The 17,376-nt window shown below is 68.3% G+C and carries 16 protein-coding genes, 1 tRNA gene and 1 other RNA gene; 9 read left to right on the top strand and 9 right to left on the bottom strand.

Going from position 1 to position 17,376, the window contains the following annotated elements; all coding sequences use genetic code 11:
* The first annotated feature begins 49 nt into the window (after positions 1–49).
* Positions 50–1,957 (top strand): ABC transporter ATP-binding protein, encoded by a 1,908-nt coding sequence (locus AB0H42_RS09890; RefSeq protein WP_357052542.1) that lies wholly within the window; start codon positions 50–52, stop codon positions 1,955–1,957.
* Between the two features lie 89 nt (positions 1,958–2,046).
* A complete protein-coding gene (tgt, locus tag AB0H42_RS09885; RefSeq protein ID WP_357052539.1) occupies positions 2,047–3,300 on the top strand; it encodes a tRNA guanosine(34) transglycosylase Tgt in 1,254 nt (417 codons plus the stop codon).
* Between the two features lie 313 nt (positions 3,301–3,613).
* Here the strand turns inward: tgt and AB0H42_RS09880 are convergent, their stop codons facing one another.
* On the bottom strand, positions 3,614–4,387 hold the full coding sequence (locus tag AB0H42_RS09880; RefSeq protein ID WP_357052536.1) for a queuosine precursor transporter: 774 nt from the start codon (positions 4,385–4,387) through the stop codon (positions 3,614–3,616).
* Positions 4,388–4,424: 37 nt separating this feature from the next.
* Here AB0H42_RS09880 and AB0H42_RS09875 point away from each other — a divergent pair, with 37 nt between their 5' ends.
* Positions 4,425–4,949 carry a DUF4190 domain-containing protein gene (locus tag AB0H42_RS09875; protein WP_357052533.1) on the top strand — a complete coding sequence of 175 codons (525 nt, stop codon included), beginning with the start codon at positions 4,425–4,427 and terminating at the stop codon, positions 4,947–4,949.
* Between the two features lie 12 nt (positions 4,950–4,961).
* Here the strand turns inward: AB0H42_RS09875 and AB0H42_RS09870 are convergent, their stop codons facing one another.
* Genes AB0H42_RS09870 through AB0H42_RS09860 form a run of 3 tightly spaced genes read right to left on the bottom strand, consistent with a single transcriptional unit; the run spans position 4,962 to position 7,226 of the window.
* Positions 4,962–5,693 carry an RDD family protein gene (locus AB0H42_RS09870; protein WP_357052530.1) on the bottom strand — a complete coding sequence of 244 codons (732 nt, stop codon included), beginning with the start codon at positions 5,691–5,693 and terminating at the stop codon, positions 4,962–4,964.
* Between the two features lie 46 nt (positions 5,694–5,739).
* Positions 5,740–6,669, bottom strand: a complete 930-nt coding sequence (gene gluQRS / locus AB0H42_RS09865) for a tRNA glutamyl-Q(34) synthetase GluQRS (protein ID WP_357052527.1) — start codon at positions 6,667–6,669, stop codon at positions 5,740–5,742.
* Between the two features lie 5 nt (positions 6,670–6,674).
* On the bottom strand, positions 6,675–7,226 hold the full coding sequence (locus tag AB0H42_RS09860; RefSeq protein WP_357052524.1) for a DUF309 domain-containing protein: 552 nt from the start codon (positions 7,224–7,226) through the stop codon (positions 6,675–6,677).
* 396 nt (positions 7,227–7,622) lie between these two features.
* Between AB0H42_RS09860 and AB0H42_RS09855 the strand changes: the two genes are divergently transcribed.
* Both AB0H42_RS09855 and AB0H42_RS09850 read left to right on the top strand, forming a co-directional pair.
* Positions 7,623–7,880 (top strand): DUF397 domain-containing protein, encoded by a 258-nt coding sequence (locus AB0H42_RS09855; protein WP_357052521.1) that lies wholly within the window; start codon positions 7,623–7,625, stop codon positions 7,878–7,880.
* Between the two features lie 109 nt (positions 7,881–7,989).
* Positions 7,990–9,333 (top strand): wax ester/triacylglycerol synthase domain-containing protein, encoded by a 1,344-nt coding sequence (locus AB0H42_RS09850; RefSeq protein WP_357052518.1) that lies wholly within the window; start codon positions 7,990–7,992, stop codon positions 9,331–9,333.
* Positions 9,334–9,357: 24 nt separating this feature from the next.
* Here AB0H42_RS09850 and AB0H42_RS09845 read toward each other — a convergent pair whose 3' ends face one another.
* Complete coding sequence (locus AB0H42_RS09845; RefSeq protein WP_357052515.1) at positions 9,358–10,095, bottom strand: hypothetical protein; 738 nt, start codon at positions 10,093–10,095, stop codon at positions 9,358–9,360.
* Positions 10,096–10,240: 145 nt separating this feature from the next.
* Between AB0H42_RS09845 and AB0H42_RS09840 the strand changes: the two genes are divergently transcribed.
* Positions 10,241–10,329, top strand: a tRNA-Ser gene (locus tag AB0H42_RS09840).
* Positions 10,330–10,370: 41 nt separating this feature from the next.
* Here AB0H42_RS09840 and AB0H42_RS09835 read toward each other — a convergent pair.
* Positions 10,371–11,459: a hypothetical protein gene (locus AB0H42_RS09835; RefSeq protein WP_357052512.1), complete on the bottom strand. Its 1,089-nt coding sequence runs from the start codon at positions 11,457–11,459 to the stop codon at positions 10,371–10,373.
* Between the two features lie 145 nt (positions 11,460–11,604).
* On the opposite strand from AB0H42_RS09835, the gene ffs reads away from it, so the two are divergent.
* Together ffs and AB0H42_RS09825 are read left to right on the top strand one after the other, a co-directional pair.
* Positions 11,605–11,699: signal recognition particle sRNA small type (gene ffs, locus AB0H42_RS09830), an RNA gene on the top strand.
* A 222-nt stretch (positions 11,700–11,921) separates the two neighbouring features.
* Positions 11,922–13,208, top strand: coding sequence for an aminotransferase class I/II-fold pyridoxal phosphate-dependent enzyme (locus AB0H42_RS09825; RefSeq protein WP_357052509.1), 1,287 nt, complete (start codon positions 11,922–11,924; stop codon positions 13,206–13,208).
* Between the two features lie 18 nt (positions 13,209–13,226).
* Here the strand turns inward: AB0H42_RS09825 and AB0H42_RS09820 are convergent, their stop codons facing one another.
* Complete coding sequence (locus AB0H42_RS09820; RefSeq protein WP_357052839.1) at positions 13,227–14,033, bottom strand: methyltransferase domain-containing protein; 807 nt, start codon at positions 14,031–14,033, stop codon at positions 13,227–13,229.
* Between the two features lie 227 nt (positions 14,034–14,260).
* On the opposite strand from AB0H42_RS09820, the gene AB0H42_RS09815 reads away from it, so the two are divergent.
* On the top strand, positions 14,261–14,833 hold the full coding sequence (locus AB0H42_RS09815; protein ID WP_357052506.1) for an HhH-GPD-type base excision DNA repair protein: 573 nt from the start codon (positions 14,261–14,263) through the stop codon (positions 14,831–14,833).
* A 24-nt stretch (positions 14,834–14,857) separates the two neighbouring features.
* On the opposite strand, the gene AB0H42_RS09810 is transcribed toward AB0H42_RS09815, so the two are convergent.
* Positions 14,858–15,562: an ESX secretion-associated protein EspG gene (locus AB0H42_RS09810; protein ID WP_357052502.1), complete on the bottom strand. Its 705-nt coding sequence runs from the start codon at positions 15,560–15,562 to the stop codon at positions 14,858–14,860.
* A complete protein-coding gene (locus tag AB0H42_RS09805; protein WP_357052499.1) occupies positions 15,562–17,331 on the bottom strand; it encodes a hypothetical protein in 1,770 nt (589 codons plus the stop codon). Before AB0H42_RS09805 ends, AB0H42_RS09810 begins: the two co-directional genes overlap by 1 nt.
* Positions 17,332–17,376 lie beyond the last annotated feature (45 nt).

Genomic DNA, 17,376 nt, shown 5'->3' with positions numbered 1-17,376 from the left:
AACTCTGTGGCCTCCGCGGACCGCATGTACCAGCTTCCGAGGAGGCTCGATGAGACCAGGAACGCCGGGCGCTCCGGACGCCAAACCGAAATCCTTCAAACCGTCGCTGAAACGGCTGGTGCGGCGGCTCACGCCGGAGCGGATGCGGGTGGGTGTGATCATCGGGCTGGGCGTCGTCTCGGTGGTGCTGAACATCGCCGGGCCGTACCTGCTCGGCAAGGCCACCAACCTGATCTTCGACGGAGTCGTCGGCCGGCAACTGCCCGCGGGGGTGAGCAAAGAGGAGGCGATCGCCGGACTGCGCGCCCAGGGGCAGGACACCATGGCCGACATGCTGTCGGGGATGGATGTCGTACCCGGTGTCGGCATCGACTTCGACGCGGTCGGGCGGGTGCTGACACTCGTCCTCGCGCTCTACCTGGGCGCCGCGGTGTTCGGCTGGTTGCAGGGCTTCCTGCTCAACGATGCGATCAACCGCGTCATCAAACGGCTGCGCTCCGATGTCGAGGACAAGATCCACCGGCTGCCGCTGAGCTACTTCGACTCCGCGCCTCGCGGCGATGTGCTCAGCCGGGTCACCAACGATGTGGACAATGTCTCGCAGAGCCTGCAGCAGACCATGAGCCAGCTGCTCATCTCGCTGCTCACGGTGATCGGCATCCTCGGTATGATGTTCTGGATCTCGTGGCTACTGGCCCTGGTCGCCCTGCTGACGGTGCCCGCGGTGGTGGTGGTGACCGCCCAGATCGCCAAACGGTCCAAACCGCATTTCGTGGACCAGTGGAAGTACACCGGGCTCGTCAACGCCCAGGTGGAAGAGGCCTACACCGGGCACGAGGTGATCACCGCGTTCGGCCGCGGCAAGCAGGTGGGCGCCGAGTTCGACGAGCGCAACGACCATCTCTACAAATCCAGTTTCAGGGCGCAGTTCATCTCCGGTCTGATCATGCCGTCGTCGATGTTCCTCGGGAACATCAACTACGTGCTGATCGCGCTGATCGGCGGGCTGCGGGTGGCCTCGGGTCAGCTGTCGCTGGGCGAGGTGCAGGCGTTCATCCAGTACTCGCGCCAGTTCAGCCAGCCGCTCACCCAGATCGGTGCCATGGCCAACCTGCTGCAATCGGGGGTGGCCTCGGCGGAGCGGATCTTCGAGATTCTCGACGCCCCGGAACAGAGCCCGGACCCGGCCGAGAAGGTCACGCGTCCGCCCGAACGCGGCCGGGTGGAATTCGACGACGTGTCCTTCCGCTACGAACCGGAGACGCCGATCATCGAGCACCTCTCGCTGGTCGCCGAACCGGGACATGCGGTGGCGATCGTCGGGCCCACCGGTGCGGGAAAGACCACGCTGGTCAACCTGCTGCTGCGGTTCTACGAGCTCGACTCCGGTGTGATCACCATCGACGGGGTCGATATCACCGCGTTGAGCCGGGAACAGTTGCGCTCGCGGATCGGGATGGTGCTACAGGACACCTGGCTGTTCAAGGGCACCATCCGGGAGAACATCGCCTACGGCGATCCCACCGCGAGCGACGACGAGATCCTCGCCGCCGCCCGCGCGGCCTACGTGGACCGTTTCGTGCACGCCCTGCCGGACGGATACGACACGGTGATCGACGAGGAGGGCACCGGGGTCAGCGCGGGTGAGAAACAGCTCATCACCATCGCGCGGGCCTTCCTGTCCAAACCGGCCATCCTGGTGCTGGACGAGGCCACGAGTTCGGTCGACACACGGACCGAACTGCTGGTGCAGCAGGCCACCGCGGAACTGCGGCGCGACCGGACCAGCTTCGTGATCGCGCACCGCCTGTCCACCATCCGCGACGCGGACCTGATCGTGGTGATGGAGGCGGGCCGGATCGTGGAGACCGGGTCGCACGACGACCTGCTGGCGCGCGAGGGAGCCTACTACCGGCTCTACAGCGCCCAGTTCGCGGCGGCCGCGGTCGAGGCCTGACCGGTTACGAGCGGGTCGGGCCCGGCGGCGGTAGCGGAGCGTAACCACGCAGGGCCCTCGCTCATGCCCGATAGGTACTGCCTGAGAGGATGTGCGCCGTGTCGGATGGCGTCGGATTCTCGTTCAGTGTCGGTACCCGCCTCGAGGGGCGGCACGGCCGCACCGGGGTGCTGCGTACCCCGCACGGAACCGTCGCGACCCCCGCCTTCGTCCCGGTGGGCACCAAGGCGACCGTGAAGGCGGTCCTGCCGGAGGCGATGAAGGAACTCGGGGCGCAGGCGCTGCTGGCCAACGCCTACCACCTGTACCTGCAGCCCGGCCCGGATATCGTCGACGAGGCCGGCGGCCTGGCGGCCTTCATGAACTGGCCGGGCCCCACCTTCACCGACAGCGGCGGCTTCCAGGTGATGTCGCTGGGGGTGGGATTCAAAAAGGTGCTGGCCATGGAAACCGTCGATGTGCGCAGCGACGACGTCATCGCCAAGGGCAAGGAACGCTTGGCGACCGTGGACGACGACGGGGTGACCTTCCGGTCGCATCTGAACGGGTCGAAGCATCGCTTCACCCCCGAGTTCTCGATGGGGATCCAGCATCAGCTGGGCGCGGACATCATGTTCGCCTTCGACGAGCTCACCACGTTGATGAACACCCGCGGGTATCAGGAAAAATCGGTGCGGCGCACGCACGACTGGGCGCAGCGGTGCATCGATGAGCACGAGCGGCTCACCGCCGAGCGCGCGCACCGGCCCTATCAGGCGCTTTTCGCGGTCGTACAGGGTGCGCAGTACGAGGACCTGCGACGCAAGGCTTCCCGGGAACTGGCCGAGATCCGTGGTGCCGCGGGAAGCGGTTTCGACGGATACGGGATCGGCGGGGCACTGGAGAAGCACAATCTCGGCACCATCGTCGGCTGGTGCTGCGACGAACTACCCGAGGACAAGCCCCGCCATATGCTGGGGATCAGCGAACCGGAGGATATGTTCGCCGCGATCGAGGCCGGCGCGGACACCTTCGACTGCGTGAATCCGTCCCGGGTGGGCCGCAACGGCGGAATCTATGTGGAGGCCGGCCGGTTCAATATCGACACCCTCCGCTTCAAACGGGATTTCACGCCCATCGACGAGACCTGCGACTGCTACACCTGCGCGAACTACACCCGCGCCTATATTCACCACCTGTTCAAGGCCAAGGAGATGCTGGCCTCCACGCTGTGCACCATCCACAACGAGCGCTTCACCATCCGCCTAGTGGACCGTATCCGGGCCAGTATCGACGGGGGTTACTTCGACGAGTACCGCGCCGAAGCGCTCGGCCGCTGGCAGGGCCGGATCACCGCACCGTAATATCGGCGGCCTCCGACTGCGGATGCTGGTCATCCGGAGACGGTAGATGAGTGCTCGCGTACACCTTGCTCCGCCGGGGGAGGTGCACAACCATTGTCAGTGCCCGAAGGTCGCCGATCTCTGGACGGCCGACTGCACGCGCTCAGTCGCTGCGCTCCCTCGCTCCGTCAGTCCAGAATCGGGGGCGGGCCCCGACCATGTGGGTGGACCATCCGGAGTACACAGAAGGTGTGCGACGTACCGGGCGGCGGATGCCGAGCGCGGACCGGAGTGTGTGGTGCCCGGCGCGGTGGCCGGGCACCACAGGTCCGGGTCAGGAGCGCAGCGGGGCGGCGTCGCTCGGGGCGTAGGTCGGCTCGTGTTTCTTCAGCAGCGCGATCACCTGGTAGGTCACCGGCAGGACCAGCACCTCGCAGAGCGTTTTCCACAGGAACCCGATGATCACATAGTTGACGAACTGTCCCCAGCTGTCGATACCGATGGCCGTGGCGGCGATCGAACAGAAGATCAGCGTATCGGCGAGTTCGCCGACCACCGTCGAGCCGATCAGCCGCGCCCACAGATATTTCTCCCGGGTCCGTTCCTTGATCAGTACCAATGTCGCGGAGTTGAGCAGCTGACCGACCAGATAACCGGCCAGACCGGCCGCCACCAATTGCGGTGTGGTGCCGATGACGCTGCGGAAGGCCTCCTGGTTCTCGTAGAACACCGCGGCGGGCAGCCGGATCGCGACGGCGAAGCAGATAACAGTCAGCAGCAGTGCGGCGAAACCATAGAAGACAGCGTGCCGGGTGGCACGGAATCCGTAGACCTCGCTGAGCACGTCACCGACGATGTAGGCGAGGGGGAACAGGAAGAACGCGGCATCGGTGGTGATCGGCAGGACCTCCAGCGGTCCGAGGGTCAGCGAACTGCCGGCGAAGAACTGCACCCCCTTGGTCGCGCAGATATTGGAGACGATGAGTGTCGCGGTGAACAGTACGACGAGCGGTGTGTAGTACCCCCGCGCCACCTGTGCGTGGGCCGCATGTGCGGGCGCGGGGTGTCCAGACTTGCCGGGTAAGGGGGTTTTATTCGAATCTTCCACCCGACTATCCAATCAAACTCTCGAATAGGCTGTAGTCATGACGAACCCCGGTGAATCCGACGAGTGGTGGAAGCAGTACGGGGGGTCGGGCGTCTCGTCGGACCCCGCTGCCGGGCAGCATCCGTCCGAACCGTCCAGTTATCCGTCGGCACCGCAGTACCCCTCCACCCCGGCTGCGGCCCCCGCACCGCCGCCCGGACAACCGTCGTACGCGACCCCGCCGCCCGCGGGCCCCTACCCCGGGACGCCGCCCTACGCGCCCTATGGTGCGCCGGGGGCCGGATATCCGGCGGGCTACCAGCCCTACGGTTATCCGGCCAACCGCGGTACGAACGGCCTGGCCATCGCTTCGCTGGTCACCTCGCTGGCCGGTTTCGCGACCTGCGGCGCCACCTCGATCGTCGGGATCATCCTCGGCGTCATCTCGCTCAACCAGATCCGCGACAGCGGCCAGGAGGGCCGCGGGATGGCGCTCGCCGGTATCTGGATCGGGGTGGGTCTGATCGCCCTGGGACTCATCTGGTTCGTGGTGATGATCGTCGCGAGCGCCGCGGGGGCCTGACCCGCCGGGTACTCAGGCCGCGATGACCTGGGTACCGCCCGCGAGTTTGTCGTTCCAGCCCTGCCGGTTCGGGTTCTTGTCGAGCGTGGCGGCCGTGTAGAGCATGAGCGCGGCCCCGGCCACCCAGCCGACACAGGGCACGATCAGCACCGCCAGGAAGATATTGCGTTTCAGCGAGAGCAGCGGCGGGACGGTGGGTGCCCCGTCCGGCGCCACGACCTTGAGGCCCAGGATCTTCTTGCCCAGGGTGGCGCCGGTCCTCCACTCCATGAGCACGTAGTACACCAGCGTGACCGCGAAGATGATCGCGTAGCTGACCGCCGGCCCGGTGAGACCGGTCAGGTTCGGCATGAGGACGAAGTTGAGCAGCAGGGCCAGCGGGAGCGCGACGATGAGATTGTCGATCAGGCGGGCCGCGAATCGTGGCCACAGGTTGCCGGGGACGCCGAACGCGGGCTGGTGATGCCCGTACTGCTGTCCGCCGTACTGCGCCTCCGGAAACACCGTCTGCTGGTAGCGGGGAGCGGGCTGGGCCGGAGGGGCGGGCGGGGCCTGCCGACCGTAGGGCTGTGGCTGTCCGGCCGGCGGGTTGTAGTGCGGCGGCTGGGGAGCGTAGGGGTCCGGCTGTGGCGCATACCCACCCGGCTGAGGTGCGTACTGCCCGGGCTGCGGATACTGCGGGGGCTGCCCGTATGGCTGCCCGGCCTGGGGGTGGTTGCTGGGGTCGTACCCGCCACTGGTCATCTCGCCTGCCTGAACTCGAAATCCGAAGACCTGGTCGCAGGCCAGGTTACGGACAGCGGCCCGCGACCACCAAGCTGCCGGGGTCGAGCACCCAGGCGTCGCGGGGGAGCCGGGCCGGGTCGAATCCGGGGAGCAGTTCGGCCGCGCTGTGGCCCGCCAGGCCGAGCGAGGCGGCGAGCCTGCCCACCACCCGGTCCGCGGTTTCCCCGCATGCGAGCCGATCGGCCAGTGTGACCGCACCGTCGCGTTTGGCCAGCCGCTTGCCCGCGGTGTTGAGCACCAGCGGAACATGCGCGTACTCGGGTACCGGCAGTCCGAGCAGTGTGGCGAGATAGGCCTGCCGCGGTGTGGACGGAAGCAGATCGTCACCGCGTACCACCTGATCCACCCCCCGTTCGGCATCGTCGACCACGACTGTCAGGTTGTAGGCGGGTATTCCGTCGCCGCGGCGCAGCACCAGATCGTCGACCGGGCCCCGGTACCGGCCGTGCAGGCGATCGATGATCTCGAATTCCGTACGGGCCGAACGCAACCGCAACGCGGCGGGGCGGCCGGCCGCGCGGCGCTGCGCGCGTTCGGCAGGGGAGAGGTCACGGCAGGTGCCGGGGTAGGCGCCCAGCGGTCCGTGCGGCGCGGTGACGGCCTGCTGGATTTCCGTTCGGGTGCAGAAGCATTCGTAGGTCAGTCCGGCGGAGGTGAGCCGGTCCACGGCCGCGGCGTAGTGGTCGAGGCGGTCGGACTGGTGGGTCACCGGTCCGTCCCAATCGAGTCCGATGGCCCGCAGGTCGGCGAGCTGGCGTTCCTCGGCACCGGCGCGCACCCGGTCCAGATCGTCCACGCGCAGCACGAACCGGCGGCCGGTGCCGCGGGCGAAGAGCCAGGCCAGGAGGGCGGTGCGCAGGTTGCCCAAGTGCAGATCCCCCGACGGGCTGGGCGCGTACCGCCCCGCGGATGTGGTGGATGTGGTGGACGGCATCCGGGTCATGGTATGTCTCGGCGCAGCCGGGGCATCAGCCCGGACGGGTCGATATCCGGTGGCGCGGGGCGTTTGTGTCCGGCGGCGACGTCATTGTTTCCGGGGATTGCCGCCAGGTCGGTCAGCAGGGCTTCGGCGTGGGCGATGAGGCCGGGTCCGTCGAGGTCGTAGGGCAGTTCTCCGGGTGGGTACCCGGCGGCGGCCGAATCGAAGGCCCGGAGCCGCCCGACAGCGCGTTCCAGCAGCGTACGTGCGCCTTTCGGATTCCCGCGCTGGATATGGGTAAGGCCGACCGCGTACTGCGCGAGACCCTGCCACAGCATGCGTTCGGTATCCGGGCCGTTCTTCCAGACCGACTCCAGTACTTCGTGCGCATTGAACGCCAGCCCCTGATCCAGCAGCTGCTGGGCGTAGTCGAGGGCGGCGGCGGGCGCGAGGTCCAGGTCGTCGGGTATCCGCGGTACGCCGGGACTTCCCGGCGGCAGCGGGCGCCCCAGTCGATCCCGGGGCCTGGCATTGGTGGCGCGCCCCTGTTCGTCTCGATCGCGTTCGGACATGCCGCCATCATCCCGCTGCGGCACGGTCACCGGAGCGGTAGGGGTATTGACAAATGATAATGAGGCCATCACAGAACAATCACTTTTGGCTATTAGTGGACCCGCCCCGGATCTTTTTGAAGCAAAGTCATCCTTATTAGTCCGCAATTACGCAGCAATACGGCATCTTAGCAGTGTTGCCAAACGTATTGGCGCAGTTCACAAGAGAGCGGCAAATCTGGTGTGAACCTGCTAGTGTGCGAAGTGCGAGCCGCCCTCACGTGGGGTTTTGGTCACCGCGTCAGATGTGTTCGCGGAAGTGCGAGTCCGATCCTGGCATACCGGATATTTGCTCGCTATCTGCGCGTGCATCCGTGTATTCGCTGGTATCCACCGGATACCAGCTAGTCAGGAACTATGCAGGTATCGAATATCATTATCGACGCAGCGAAGGAGTGCAGTGCCGTGAAGGTGGATATGACGGGTGCTGTGTGGCGGAAGAGTACATACAGCGGCCCGGACGGGAACTGTGTGGAGGTGGCATTTCTCGTAGACGGCAACGTGGCGGTCCGTGATACGAAGGATCACGGCAGCGGGCCGGTGCTGGCCTTCGCGCCGGGCGAGTGGGCCGAATTCCTGTCCGGAGTATCGGCAGCGGACTTCCACGGGGCCTGACGGTTTTCCCGATATCAGGCAAGGCGGCCCCGGACCCGTCGGGTCCGGGGCCTTTGCGTGCGCGCACCGCGGATGGTTCACGCCCGGCGGCATCCATTAGGGTCGGCCGGTGATCCCGCTGGCACCCCCGGACGCGACCATGTACTGGCTCTCCCGGCGCACTCGCAACGACCAGTTCCTCCTCTACTGTTTCGCCGAATCCCCCTGGGAGAACAGCCGACTGCGCGATGCGGTCGTCCAGCGGTGCGCCGCGATCCCCGAGCTGCGGGTCAGGCTGCGCCCGGACCCCACCGGACTGTCCTATCCGGTGTGGGTTCCCGCCGACCCCGAATCGGACCAGTTCGTGACGCACCGGCTCGACCGGCCGCGTTGGCCAGACCTGCTCGCGGTTGTGGGACGGCTACTGGGCACCGGAGTCGATGCCGCCCGGCATCCATGGCGGCTGCACATCTTCCGCGGTATCCGGGAGAGTCCGGCGCCCGATCCGGCGGTGACCGTGGTGCTGCTGCAGATATCGCACGCACTGGTCGACGGCCGCGGCGCGTCGCGGATCGCCCGGGCCCTGTTCACCGACGACCCCGGCACCGCAACGACGCCGGGCACACGCCCGCTATCGCGTGCTCGGATGGCGGTGCGCGCGGGGCGCGGGGCGCTGGCCCTGCCACCGGGTATCACGCGGACCTTCCGGCGCGGGCTCGCCGCCGGCCGGGCCCGAACCGAACTCGCGGAGCTCACCACCGCCGGGCGGGTGCCGCCGGCCGCGCCGGGATACCCGCCGGGCGCCCTCAATGTGCCGGGCGAGGTCGCCGGTCATTCGGCGCGGATGCTGGTCTGCCGAGCGGAGGATTTCCGGATCCCCGGCCGCAGCGTCACCGTGGCGGGCCTGACGGCCATCTCGCTCGCGCTCCAGCGGTATCTGCGCCAGCGCGGAGCCGAGGCCGCTGCCCTGGGCGCTCAGGTGCCGATGGCGATACCGCCGCGGCCCGGGGTCCGCAACAATTACCGCAGCCTCGGCGTCGATCTGGCGATCGGCGAGGACGACCCGGCGCGGCGTGCCGCGGCGATCGCCGCGGACCTGGCCGCCCGGCGGGAACGGGCCGTCCATCCGCTGCTCGGTGCGCAGGACGCGGTGACCGCGGTGCTCCCGCCGCTGCTACTGCGGCGCGATGTACGGAATCACCCGCTCGATCTCGTGCCGGAGCGGATCACCGGTCATACCGTGGTCTCCAGCGTCGACCGCGGCCCGGCCGATCTGCGCTTCGGTGCGGCGCCGGTCCGATTCACCGGCGGCTTTCCCGCGCTGGGCACGGTGATGCATCTCACGCACGGTCTCCACGGATTGGGGGACACCGTCACCCTGTCCCTGCACGCCGACCCAGCGGTCGTTCCGGACCTCGACGACTATGCCGAACACCTGCGTGCGGCATTGCACGCCGTGCGTGGCGCCGGTTGAGCGGGGCGACTGCGCGTCGATCGCTCAGTTCGGTTCGATCTCCAGCTCTTCGCGGGTGGCGCCGATGAGTTCGCGTTCGGCCACCCGGACCTCGCCGAGCAACTGGTTCTTGTGGTCGCGCGCGGCGCGGATCTCCTCGGCCGGGGCGTCCTGCAGTTTCTTGCGCTGCAGTGTGAGCGCGGCCAGCAGCCCGTCGGAGAGCGTATCGGCCAGCCGCCGCCACTGCTTGTAGTGCTGGTCCGAGCCGACCAGGCGCAGTACGTTCGCTCGCTCCGAGCCGTCCTCCAGATCGTGGATCAGATCGCCGATGAGCTCGTCGGTCCACTCCTCGTCCCGCCGCAACGCCTGGCAGATCCGGCCGGACATGCTCAGCGTATCGGCTATCGCGGTGACCACGGTGCCGCGGCGCCAGTTCTCACCGGCCTGCCCGAGCGCCACCGCGTGCGCGGACTCGACCTGGTGATGGGCGGCGTCGAGTTGCAGCCGGGTCGTGTCGACCTGGCGTTTCGCGCTGTCGTTCTGTTGCTGGGCGGCCGCGGCCAGGGTGCGCTGAGCGCGCTCGTCGGCGGCGGCGATCGCATCCCGGTTCGTCCGGTTGTTGACCAGTACCGCGATCACCGCCGCGCCGCCGAGGACGAGCGAACCGAGCAGTGGCAGCCACGACTGCCACCAAGCCGGGGAACTCTGAACGACTTCGATCACCTGGGGATCCACGGCGCCCATCATGGCACCGTCGGCGCGAGCGGGCGCGACGGCCGTCACAATTGGGTGATCAGCGCGGCAAACTACTGGATATCTTGCCGGATAACGGGATTCGTGCTATGAGACCGGTCGGTGTGCCGGGGCCCGGACCGGGTATGAGCGGGCGTTTTCACGATGCGCCGGGGTGGCAGGTATGCTGCTCGGCGGAGGATTCGCCTAGTGGCCTATGGCGCTCGCCTGGAACGCGGGTTGGGTTAACAGCCCTCGCGGGTTCGAATCCCGCATCCTCCGCCACCGAGTCCGCCGGTAGCAGTCCTGCTACCGGCGGACTCGTTTCATTTGCGCAGTTCGTCGAGGACTTTGCCGACCTGGTCTCGGCATATCCGGTCCACCGTCGATCGATCCACCACACCGTCGTAGGTGATGTACATGTTCACCTTGACCGAGACATTGCTGTCCTTGGCCGCGATCGTGTAGTCCAGGGTCTGGAACGACGAGTAGTCGTTGATCTGAGCCGAGTAGTAGGCGTCCTCGCCCAGTCCGGTCACCGCGCCGGAGGAGTAGTCCGTGCCGGTGGTGTCGGTATCGGATTTCTTCCAGTCGTCGTAGCCGTACGAGCCGTACTCGCTGTCGAACGTGACGTCGAGGCCGAGGCGGGCACTGTTGGAGCCGGTGCCCTCATTGCTGACCTGGCAGTTCAGCGATCCGCCGCCAAAACTGGCCGGGGCGTCCTCCTGATGGGTGGTCTCATCGCGGGTGGCGGCCCACTGGTCCAGGACGGAGGCGTCGACGAGGTCACAGGCGTTGGTGACGTTCTCCATGCCGTAGTCCCCGTCCACCCCCTCGGAGCCCGAGTCGGAGTTCACCAGCGCGATCCCCCCGATCCCGCAGATCAACAGGATCACGAACAGCACCACTCCGACCACGATCAGGGCCGTGTTGTTCTTCGACCGCGAACGAGCGGCCGCGGCGGCCCCGTATCCGGTGGGGCTTCCGAAACCGGACGGCCCGGACTGCCACGCGGGGCCGGGGGACGGATACTGCGGTTGCCCACCGGTGTACTGCTGCCCGCTCGAATATTGCTGTTGCCCGCCCGGAGGCTGCTGTCCGCCGGGGTACGGCTGTTGCCCGCTCGAGTACGGCTGCTGACCGCTCGGAGGCTGCTGCCCGCTCGAGTACGGCTGTTGCCCACTCGAGTACGGCTGCTGACCGCTCGGATGTTGCTGCTGACCGCTCGAGTACGGCGGCGCCGCCGCGTGCGGGTTCTGATCGCTGGGGAACTGCGCGGCGGCGTTCGGATTCACCATCGTCGGATCCGCGCCCGGGGTGCTGCCCGATCCCGGCTCGCCCGCCCCACCACCGGGTGTCTCCCACCACTTCGTCTGCTCCGCGCGCTCGTGCTCCGGCGGATTCTCCTTGGTCATCCTCGCCATCCCCTCGTGTGGTGAGGGAATATTCCCCTCCGACTCAGAAGAATGGTAGCGAGCACGGGGCCTGCTCGTACCCGGCCCGGTGTGAGCGGTATCGGCCCCCTTGCGGCGCGCAGCGGGGGTAGCCGCTACACTGGCCGACGGATCCCGCGCGGCGCGCATCCTGTGAACTCCCCCAGGGCCGGAAGGCAGCAAGGGTCAACGGGCTCTGCCGGGTGCGCGGGGTCCCCTTATTCAGGTGGGGCCTTTTACTCGAGACGTAGCTCAGCGCTCGCCTTCTGCCTTCTCCTGCTCCGAAAGAGCCATCTCTGTGGCCGAGGTCGGGTAAATCGAGCACAGCGCGCAGACTCCCAACCCCTCCCGGCGGTGATGGGTGCCCGGGTAACGTGGCTCGGGGCGGCCGGATACAGCGGTCGTCCGTAAGCGAGCACTCACCAGGTGGAAAGGCAGTCCACGATGCCCCGGCAAACGCAGATCGGTTTGATGAGTCCCGAGGAACTCACCGCCGAGCACGAACTCCAGTCCGCGAACTACGCGACGCTGCAGGCTGCTCAGCTCACCCTCGATCTGACCCGGGGAAAGCCCTCGCCGGAACAACTCGCCCTTTCCTCGGCGCTGCTGTCGCTGCCCGGCGACGGTGACTTCCGCGACGGCACCGGAACCGACTGCCGCAACTATGGTGGGCTGCACGGACTTCCGGAACTGCGGGCCATCTTCGGCGAACTGCTCGGAATCGGCGTCGACAATCTGATCGCGGGCAACAACGCCAGCCTGGAGTTGATGCACGACACCATCGTTTTCGCGACCCTGTTCGGGCTACCCGATTCGCCGCGGCGGTGGGCTGACGAGCCCACGGTGAAATTCCTGTGCCCCAGCCCCGGTTACGACCGGCATTTCGCGATCACCGAATCGCTGGGCTTCGAGATGATCACCGTGCCGATGCGGCACAACGGGCCCGACACCCGGGTCGTCGCCGAGTTGCTGGCCGACGATCCGCAGATCAAGGGTCTGTGGGCGGTGCCGAACTATTCGAACCCGACCGGTGTCGTCTTCTCCGAAGACGTGGCGCGCGAACTGGTTTCGATGCCGGCCGCGGCCCCCGATTTCCGGCTGTTCTGGGACAACGCCTACGCGGTGCATCCGCTCACCGATACCGCGGCGCCGGTACTGGATGTCCTGTCGCTGGCCGCGGCGGCCGGAAACCCGCACCGGCCACTGGTTTTCGCCTCGACCTCAAAGATCACCTTCGCCGGCTCCGGGGTCAGCTTCTTCGGTGCCTCGACCGAGAACCTGAACTGGTACCTGAGCCATGCCGGGAAGAAGAGCATCGGCCCGGACAAGGTCAATCAGTTACGCCACCTGCGGTTCTTCACCGATGCCGCCGGGGTGCGGGCACATATGCAGAAGCATCGCGCGATCCTGGAACCGAAGTTCGCGCTCGTCCTGCGGATTCTCGAGGAGCGGCTGGGCGCGTCGAAGGTCGCGTCCTGGACCGAACCGAAGGGTGGCTACTTCATCAGCCTCGATGTCGTCGAGGGCACCGCGGCACGGGTGATCGATCTGGCGAAGAACGCCGGAATCGCGCTGACCGCGGCGGGCTCGGCCTTCCCGTACAAGAAGGACGTCGAGGACAAGAACATTCGGATCGCCCCCAGTTTCCCGGCGCTGCCAGAGCTCGAGCAGGCCATGGACGGCCTGGCGACCTGCGTGCTGCTGGCAGCGACCGAGAAACTGCTGAAGTAGGAGCCGGAAGGTCCGGGGTCAGGCGGGTTTGCGGACGTGTACGGCGAACATGGTCACCGAGAGGTGGATATCACCGGCCGCCGCACCCCGGGCCAGATCGGCGAGTAGTTTCTCGCGTTCGGTCTCGGTGATCACCCGCCGGGCGACCGCCATGGCGGAGACCCGGCTGACCAGCGCTCCGGCCCCGATCGAACGGTCCTGGATCAGCGCCTGCGAGCCGGTGCTCGCCACCTCCAGCCCGGCCGCGGTCAGCAGACCTGCCAGCCTGCGGCCCGAGTAGGGGTTGGTCGTCGCCGAGACGAGGGTGTCCACGACCTCGCGGACCACGCGATGCTCGCCGGGGTGCACGATGGCCGATCCCCAGTCGGCATCCATCACCACGGCCCGGCCACCGGGGCGCAGTACCCGGGCGATTTCGCGCGCGGCCCGGGCGGGTGCGGTCAGATGCTGGAACACGCGTTCGCACAGCACGGCGTCGAAGGTGGCGGACCCGAACGGGATGCCGTAGGCGTCACCGGAATGGAACGTGGCCGACGAACGCGCCTCGGTGGCGCGCGCGACGGCCGCGGCGAGCAGGTTCGGATCGGGTTCCACACCCGCCGCCGAACCGGTGGGCCCGACCGCGTCGGCAAAGGTGATCACCTCCGATCCGGTGCCGGAGCCGATATCGACCGCGTGCTCACCCGGCTGCAGCGCCAGTGCCTCGTGTGCCCAGTCGCGTAGCCGGGTGAGTCCCGGAAGGGTGGCCTGTAGATCGCGGATATCGACCAGTTGGTCCTGGCCCGCGGCATCGAAACGGTCGGGGCGTAACCCGAAACTGTCCATGGGTCCGTGTCCATCCAGTGTGGTGGGTGGCTTTGTCGCCGTGTCTGGCATGGGGGCGAGCCTAATAGGTGCAGCTGGGGAAGCCCATCCACAGACCGCGCATGGCCGGAGCGAACGCGGAGGTACGCAGGGAGCGCATGGCCGGAGCGAATGCGGAGGTACGCCTAGCCGAGAACGGCGCGGCGTCCGTGGGATCATCGCTGGTAGTCCAGAGTGAGGAGCAGGGCATGGCCAAGTTGTGTCTGGCGCAGGAACCCGAGGCCGACGAGCTGCTCTCGGAGAGCTCACTGGCGCTGCTGATCGGGATGCTCCTGGACCAGCAGTACCCCATCGAGCACGCTTTCCGGGGCCCCAAGAAGCTCGCCGACCGGATGGGCGGACTGGATATCCACGCGATCGCCGCCGCGGATCAGGCCGAGTTCGAGGAGCTGGCCGCGACGCCGCCCGCCATCCACCGCTACGGCCGGTCCATGGCCCGGCGGATCCAGGACCTCGCCCGGTACGTGATCGAGCACTACGACGGGGATGTGGCCGCGCTCTGGACCGCCGGCGACCCCGACGGCAGCGAAGTACTGAAACGGTTGAAGGCGCTGCCCGGGTACGGCGACCAGAAGGCCCGGATTTTCCTGGCACTGCTCGGCAAGCAACTGGGGGTGCGCCCGGCCGGGTGGGAAGCGGCTGCCGGGGACTACGCCGAACCGGGTTCGCGACGCTCGGCGGCCGATATCGTCGACGGCGAGACTCTGCTCGAGGTGCGTGCCTTCAAGAAGCAGATGAAGGCTGCCGCCAAGCAGAAATAACCCGCCCTCCGGCTTGCGAGCGGGTCAGCGTATTCGCGCCAGCCGGGTGAGCTCGGCGGCCAGCTCGGATTCGCCGACCGGGGTCAGCGCCAGATGGCTGCCCGCGGCGAGTAGGTAGCGGCCGTCGCCGGTGAAATCCAGCCAGGTGCGGTGTGCCGGTGGCGGTGACATGGGGTCCTCCGGGGCCACGGCGACCGTGAAGAACCCCCGTGCGTCGATGGGCCGGTGCAGGACCTCGCGCAGCCGTTCGGCCCGGCCCGGCGGCGGCCGGCCCGGATCCGGGCAGAGGACGGCCTCCCGTGGTTCTCGCATGGCCGAAAGGGTTCCGGGTGCGGCCGGCCCGAGCGTGGTGGCGAGGTGCTTACCGATATTCCGGGCGTGACAGGCCGTGATGCTCACCTGTCCCGAATGTGCGTGGATCACCGCGCCCCAGTTTCCGAAGGCGACGGCGAGCGCGAGGATCGGGTCGGGTCGGCGCCGGTCACCATCGAACTCGTCGCCGAAGACGGTGACCCGGGTGACATCGGTGCGGGCGAGGAAGCGCAGCGTACCGGTGAGATCGGCATCGCTGTTGGGTGGAAACCGGGAGTCCAGCCCCAGCGCGGCCCGCGCACTCTCGGTGCCGACGGTGGCCCGGGGAGCGAGGTCTATGGGGTGGGGCCGCCGGTCGAGCCCGGTCTCGGTCTGCCAGATATGACCGAACTCGTCCGGCGTGAACACCCAATCCATCAACGGTTCCCGTCACCCGGTCGGGTTCTGTCCGGGTCCTCGGTCCCGGTGTACTCACCGAAGACCGGCGGGACGGCGGGCGGGGTAGCGGTCAGCTGCTCGTTCGGCCTGTGTAGATAGTCCGGACTGCCGCGTTCGCCATCGGGTGCGCGTGACGGCACCGGTCCGGTGGCGGCCGGCAGCGGGAATCCGCTCGGTCGCCCCGTCCGGGTCCAGGGGTGTTCGGATCTCTGGTTCGTCGCCGGGTCCGTCCCGGCGCCCGTGGGAGCGAGTGATTCCCGCGCCGCTTCGGTGGTCGGGCGGGAGGGGACCGAGCGGGCTATCTGTTCGCTCTGACCGGGTCGCTGGGCCGTTGCGGCGCCTGCGTCGGAATCGGCTGCGGTGGGGACGGACTGGGGTGCGGCCGGTGTCGCCGAGCCGACCGGGCCCGGCCGGTGACCGCCGTGCGGTGTGGCGGGGGTCGTATCGGCGCGGCCGGCTGTTTCTGCCGGACTCCATCCGGCCGCCGCGGGCGATCGGGGCGGTATCGCCGCGGCAGTGGGGTGCGGATCGTCTCGGTCCGGAAACCCTGCTATCTGCGTGCCCGGTGTCCGGGGCGGAGCGGTGGTGCCGGTGCTGTCCGCACCGGCGCGGTCCACGGTGGGCGCGGTGGACAGCGTGGCCGGCGTGGTGCCGGTCGTCGCCGTACCCGCCGAAGCGGCAGTGTCGCCTCCCGGCGGGGAGTAGGACGGATTGCCTGCCGCGCCGAAAGGCAGCGCTGCTGTATCGGAAGGTGATGTCACCGTATCGGGCGGCGGTGCTGCTGTATCGGACGGCGGCCCCGGTGTACCGGAAAGCGGCGTCGGTGCACCGGGAGAGGGCCCGGGTGCATCGGTAGGTGGTGCCGGTGCCACGGGAGAAGGGTCCGGTGCTGCGATCTCGGCGGCCGACCTCGGTGTTGCCGCCGGTGAATCGTCGCTTTCTCCGCCGTGTACGGCGACGGGGGCGCCGGAATCCGGTTCGGCGCGTCCCGGATCGGGATCTCGGCCCGGTTCTTTCGGAATGCCGTCCGGCGCGGATGCCGGGCTCGCCGACTGCGGCGGGGCGACTGCCTCCTCCGACGGGGTGCGGCTGCGCTCGGATTCCGCGGACGGCGGCGCCGCGGGTGTGTTCGGCCGTGCCGGTGGCCCGGCGGCGAGCGGCTCGCCTTGCAGAGCCCCGGCCACCGGCGCGGTGAAACGGGGGACGGCGTCGCCGCTGGCCGGGATCGTCGGGTTGTAGCCGAAGGTCATGGCGTCCTGGGCCTCGGCCGTCAGGGTCGCCGCGGCGGTGTTGTAGGCCGTGCGCCGCTGCGCTCCGGCAGCTGCCTCGACAGCCGGGTCCGGATCCGGCAGATAGGGGCCCGACGGTGGCGGGATCGCCGCGCGAACGGATTCGGCGGCGGTGGAATCGGCAGAAAGCAACTGTTCGACGACGCGGCAGACCGCGACGGCGTCGTCGCCGGCCCGGACGAACGCGGCCGCAGCCCGTGCGGCGGCCACCGCCGCGAGACCCGACCAGTCACCGGAGAACCGGGTGAGGTCCCGGGCGAATTCGTCGAAGGCTGTTTCCACCGCGGTCGCGGTGTGGCCCCAGGTATCGGCGAGACGGCTCAGTTCGGCCGGCGCCAGTTCTTCGTGTACCAGCTCCCAGATCTGCTGATGCGTGTACCCGCCGAATACTTCACGGTCGGGCACATAGGCCGGGTCTGTGCCCGCCCCCGCGGTACCCGGCTGCCCCTGCTGCGCCACTGTCGGCCCCCTTGGTTGTGCGATCCGGTGCACCGCTCCGGCACA

It is taken from the genome of Nocardia sp. NPDC050799, assembly GCF_040654015.1.
Taxonomy (GTDB): domain Bacteria; phylum Actinomycetota; class Actinomycetes; order Mycobacteriales; family Mycobacteriaceae; genus Nocardia.
This window is presented reverse-complemented; position numbering and strand designations above follow the sequence as displayed.

What these genes read in the sequence shown, in the direction of transcription:
- AB0H42_RS09810 (WP_357052502.1), bottom strand. Translation starts at nt 15,562, where the DNA reads ATGGATTGGGTGTTCACGCCGGACGAGTTCGGTCATATCTGGCAGACC.
- AB0H42_RS09860 (WP_357052524.1), bottom strand. Translation starts at nt 7,226, where the DNA reads ATGTCCGAACGCGATCGAGACGAACAGGGGCGCGCCACCAATGCCAGG.
- AB0H42_RS09890 (WP_357052542.1), top strand. Translation starts at nt 50, where the DNA reads ATGAGACCAGGAACGCCGGGCGCTCCGGACGCCAAACCGAAATCCTTC.
- AB0H42_RS09855 (WP_357052521.1), top strand. Translation starts at nt 7,623, where the DNA reads ATGCAGGTATCGAATATCATTATCGACGCAGCGAAGGAGTGCAGTGCC.
- AB0H42_RS09825 (WP_357052509.1), top strand. Translation starts at nt 11,922, where the DNA reads ATGCCCCGGCAAACGCAGATCGGTTTGATGAGTCCCGAGGAACTCACC.
- AB0H42_RS09820 (WP_357052839.1), bottom strand. Translation starts at nt 14,033, where the DNA reads ATGGACAGTTTCGGGTTACGCCCCGACCGTTTCGATGCCGCGGGCCAG.
- AB0H42_RS09875 (WP_357052533.1), top strand. Translation starts at nt 4,425, where the DNA reads ATGACGAACCCCGGTGAATCCGACGAGTGGTGGAAGCAGTACGGGGGG.
- AB0H42_RS09815 (WP_357052506.1), top strand. Translation starts at nt 14,261, where the DNA reads ATGGCCAAGTTGTGTCTGGCGCAGGAACCCGAGGCCGACGAGCTGCTC.
- gluQRS (WP_357052527.1), bottom strand. Translation starts at nt 6,669, where the DNA reads ATGCCGTCCACCACATCCACCACATCCGCGGGGCGGTACGCGCCCAGC.
- AB0H42_RS09835 (WP_357052512.1), bottom strand. Translation starts at nt 11,459, where the DNA reads ATGACCAAGGAGAATCCGCCGGAGCACGAGCGCGCGGAGCAGACGAAG.
- tgt (WP_357052539.1), top strand. Translation starts at nt 2,047, where the DNA reads ATGTGCGCCGTGTCGGATGGCGTCGGATTCTCGTTCAGTGTCGGTACC.
- AB0H42_RS09870 (WP_357052530.1), bottom strand. Translation starts at nt 5,693, where the DNA reads ATGACCAGTGGCGGGTACGACCCCAGCAACCACCCCCAGGCCGGGCAG.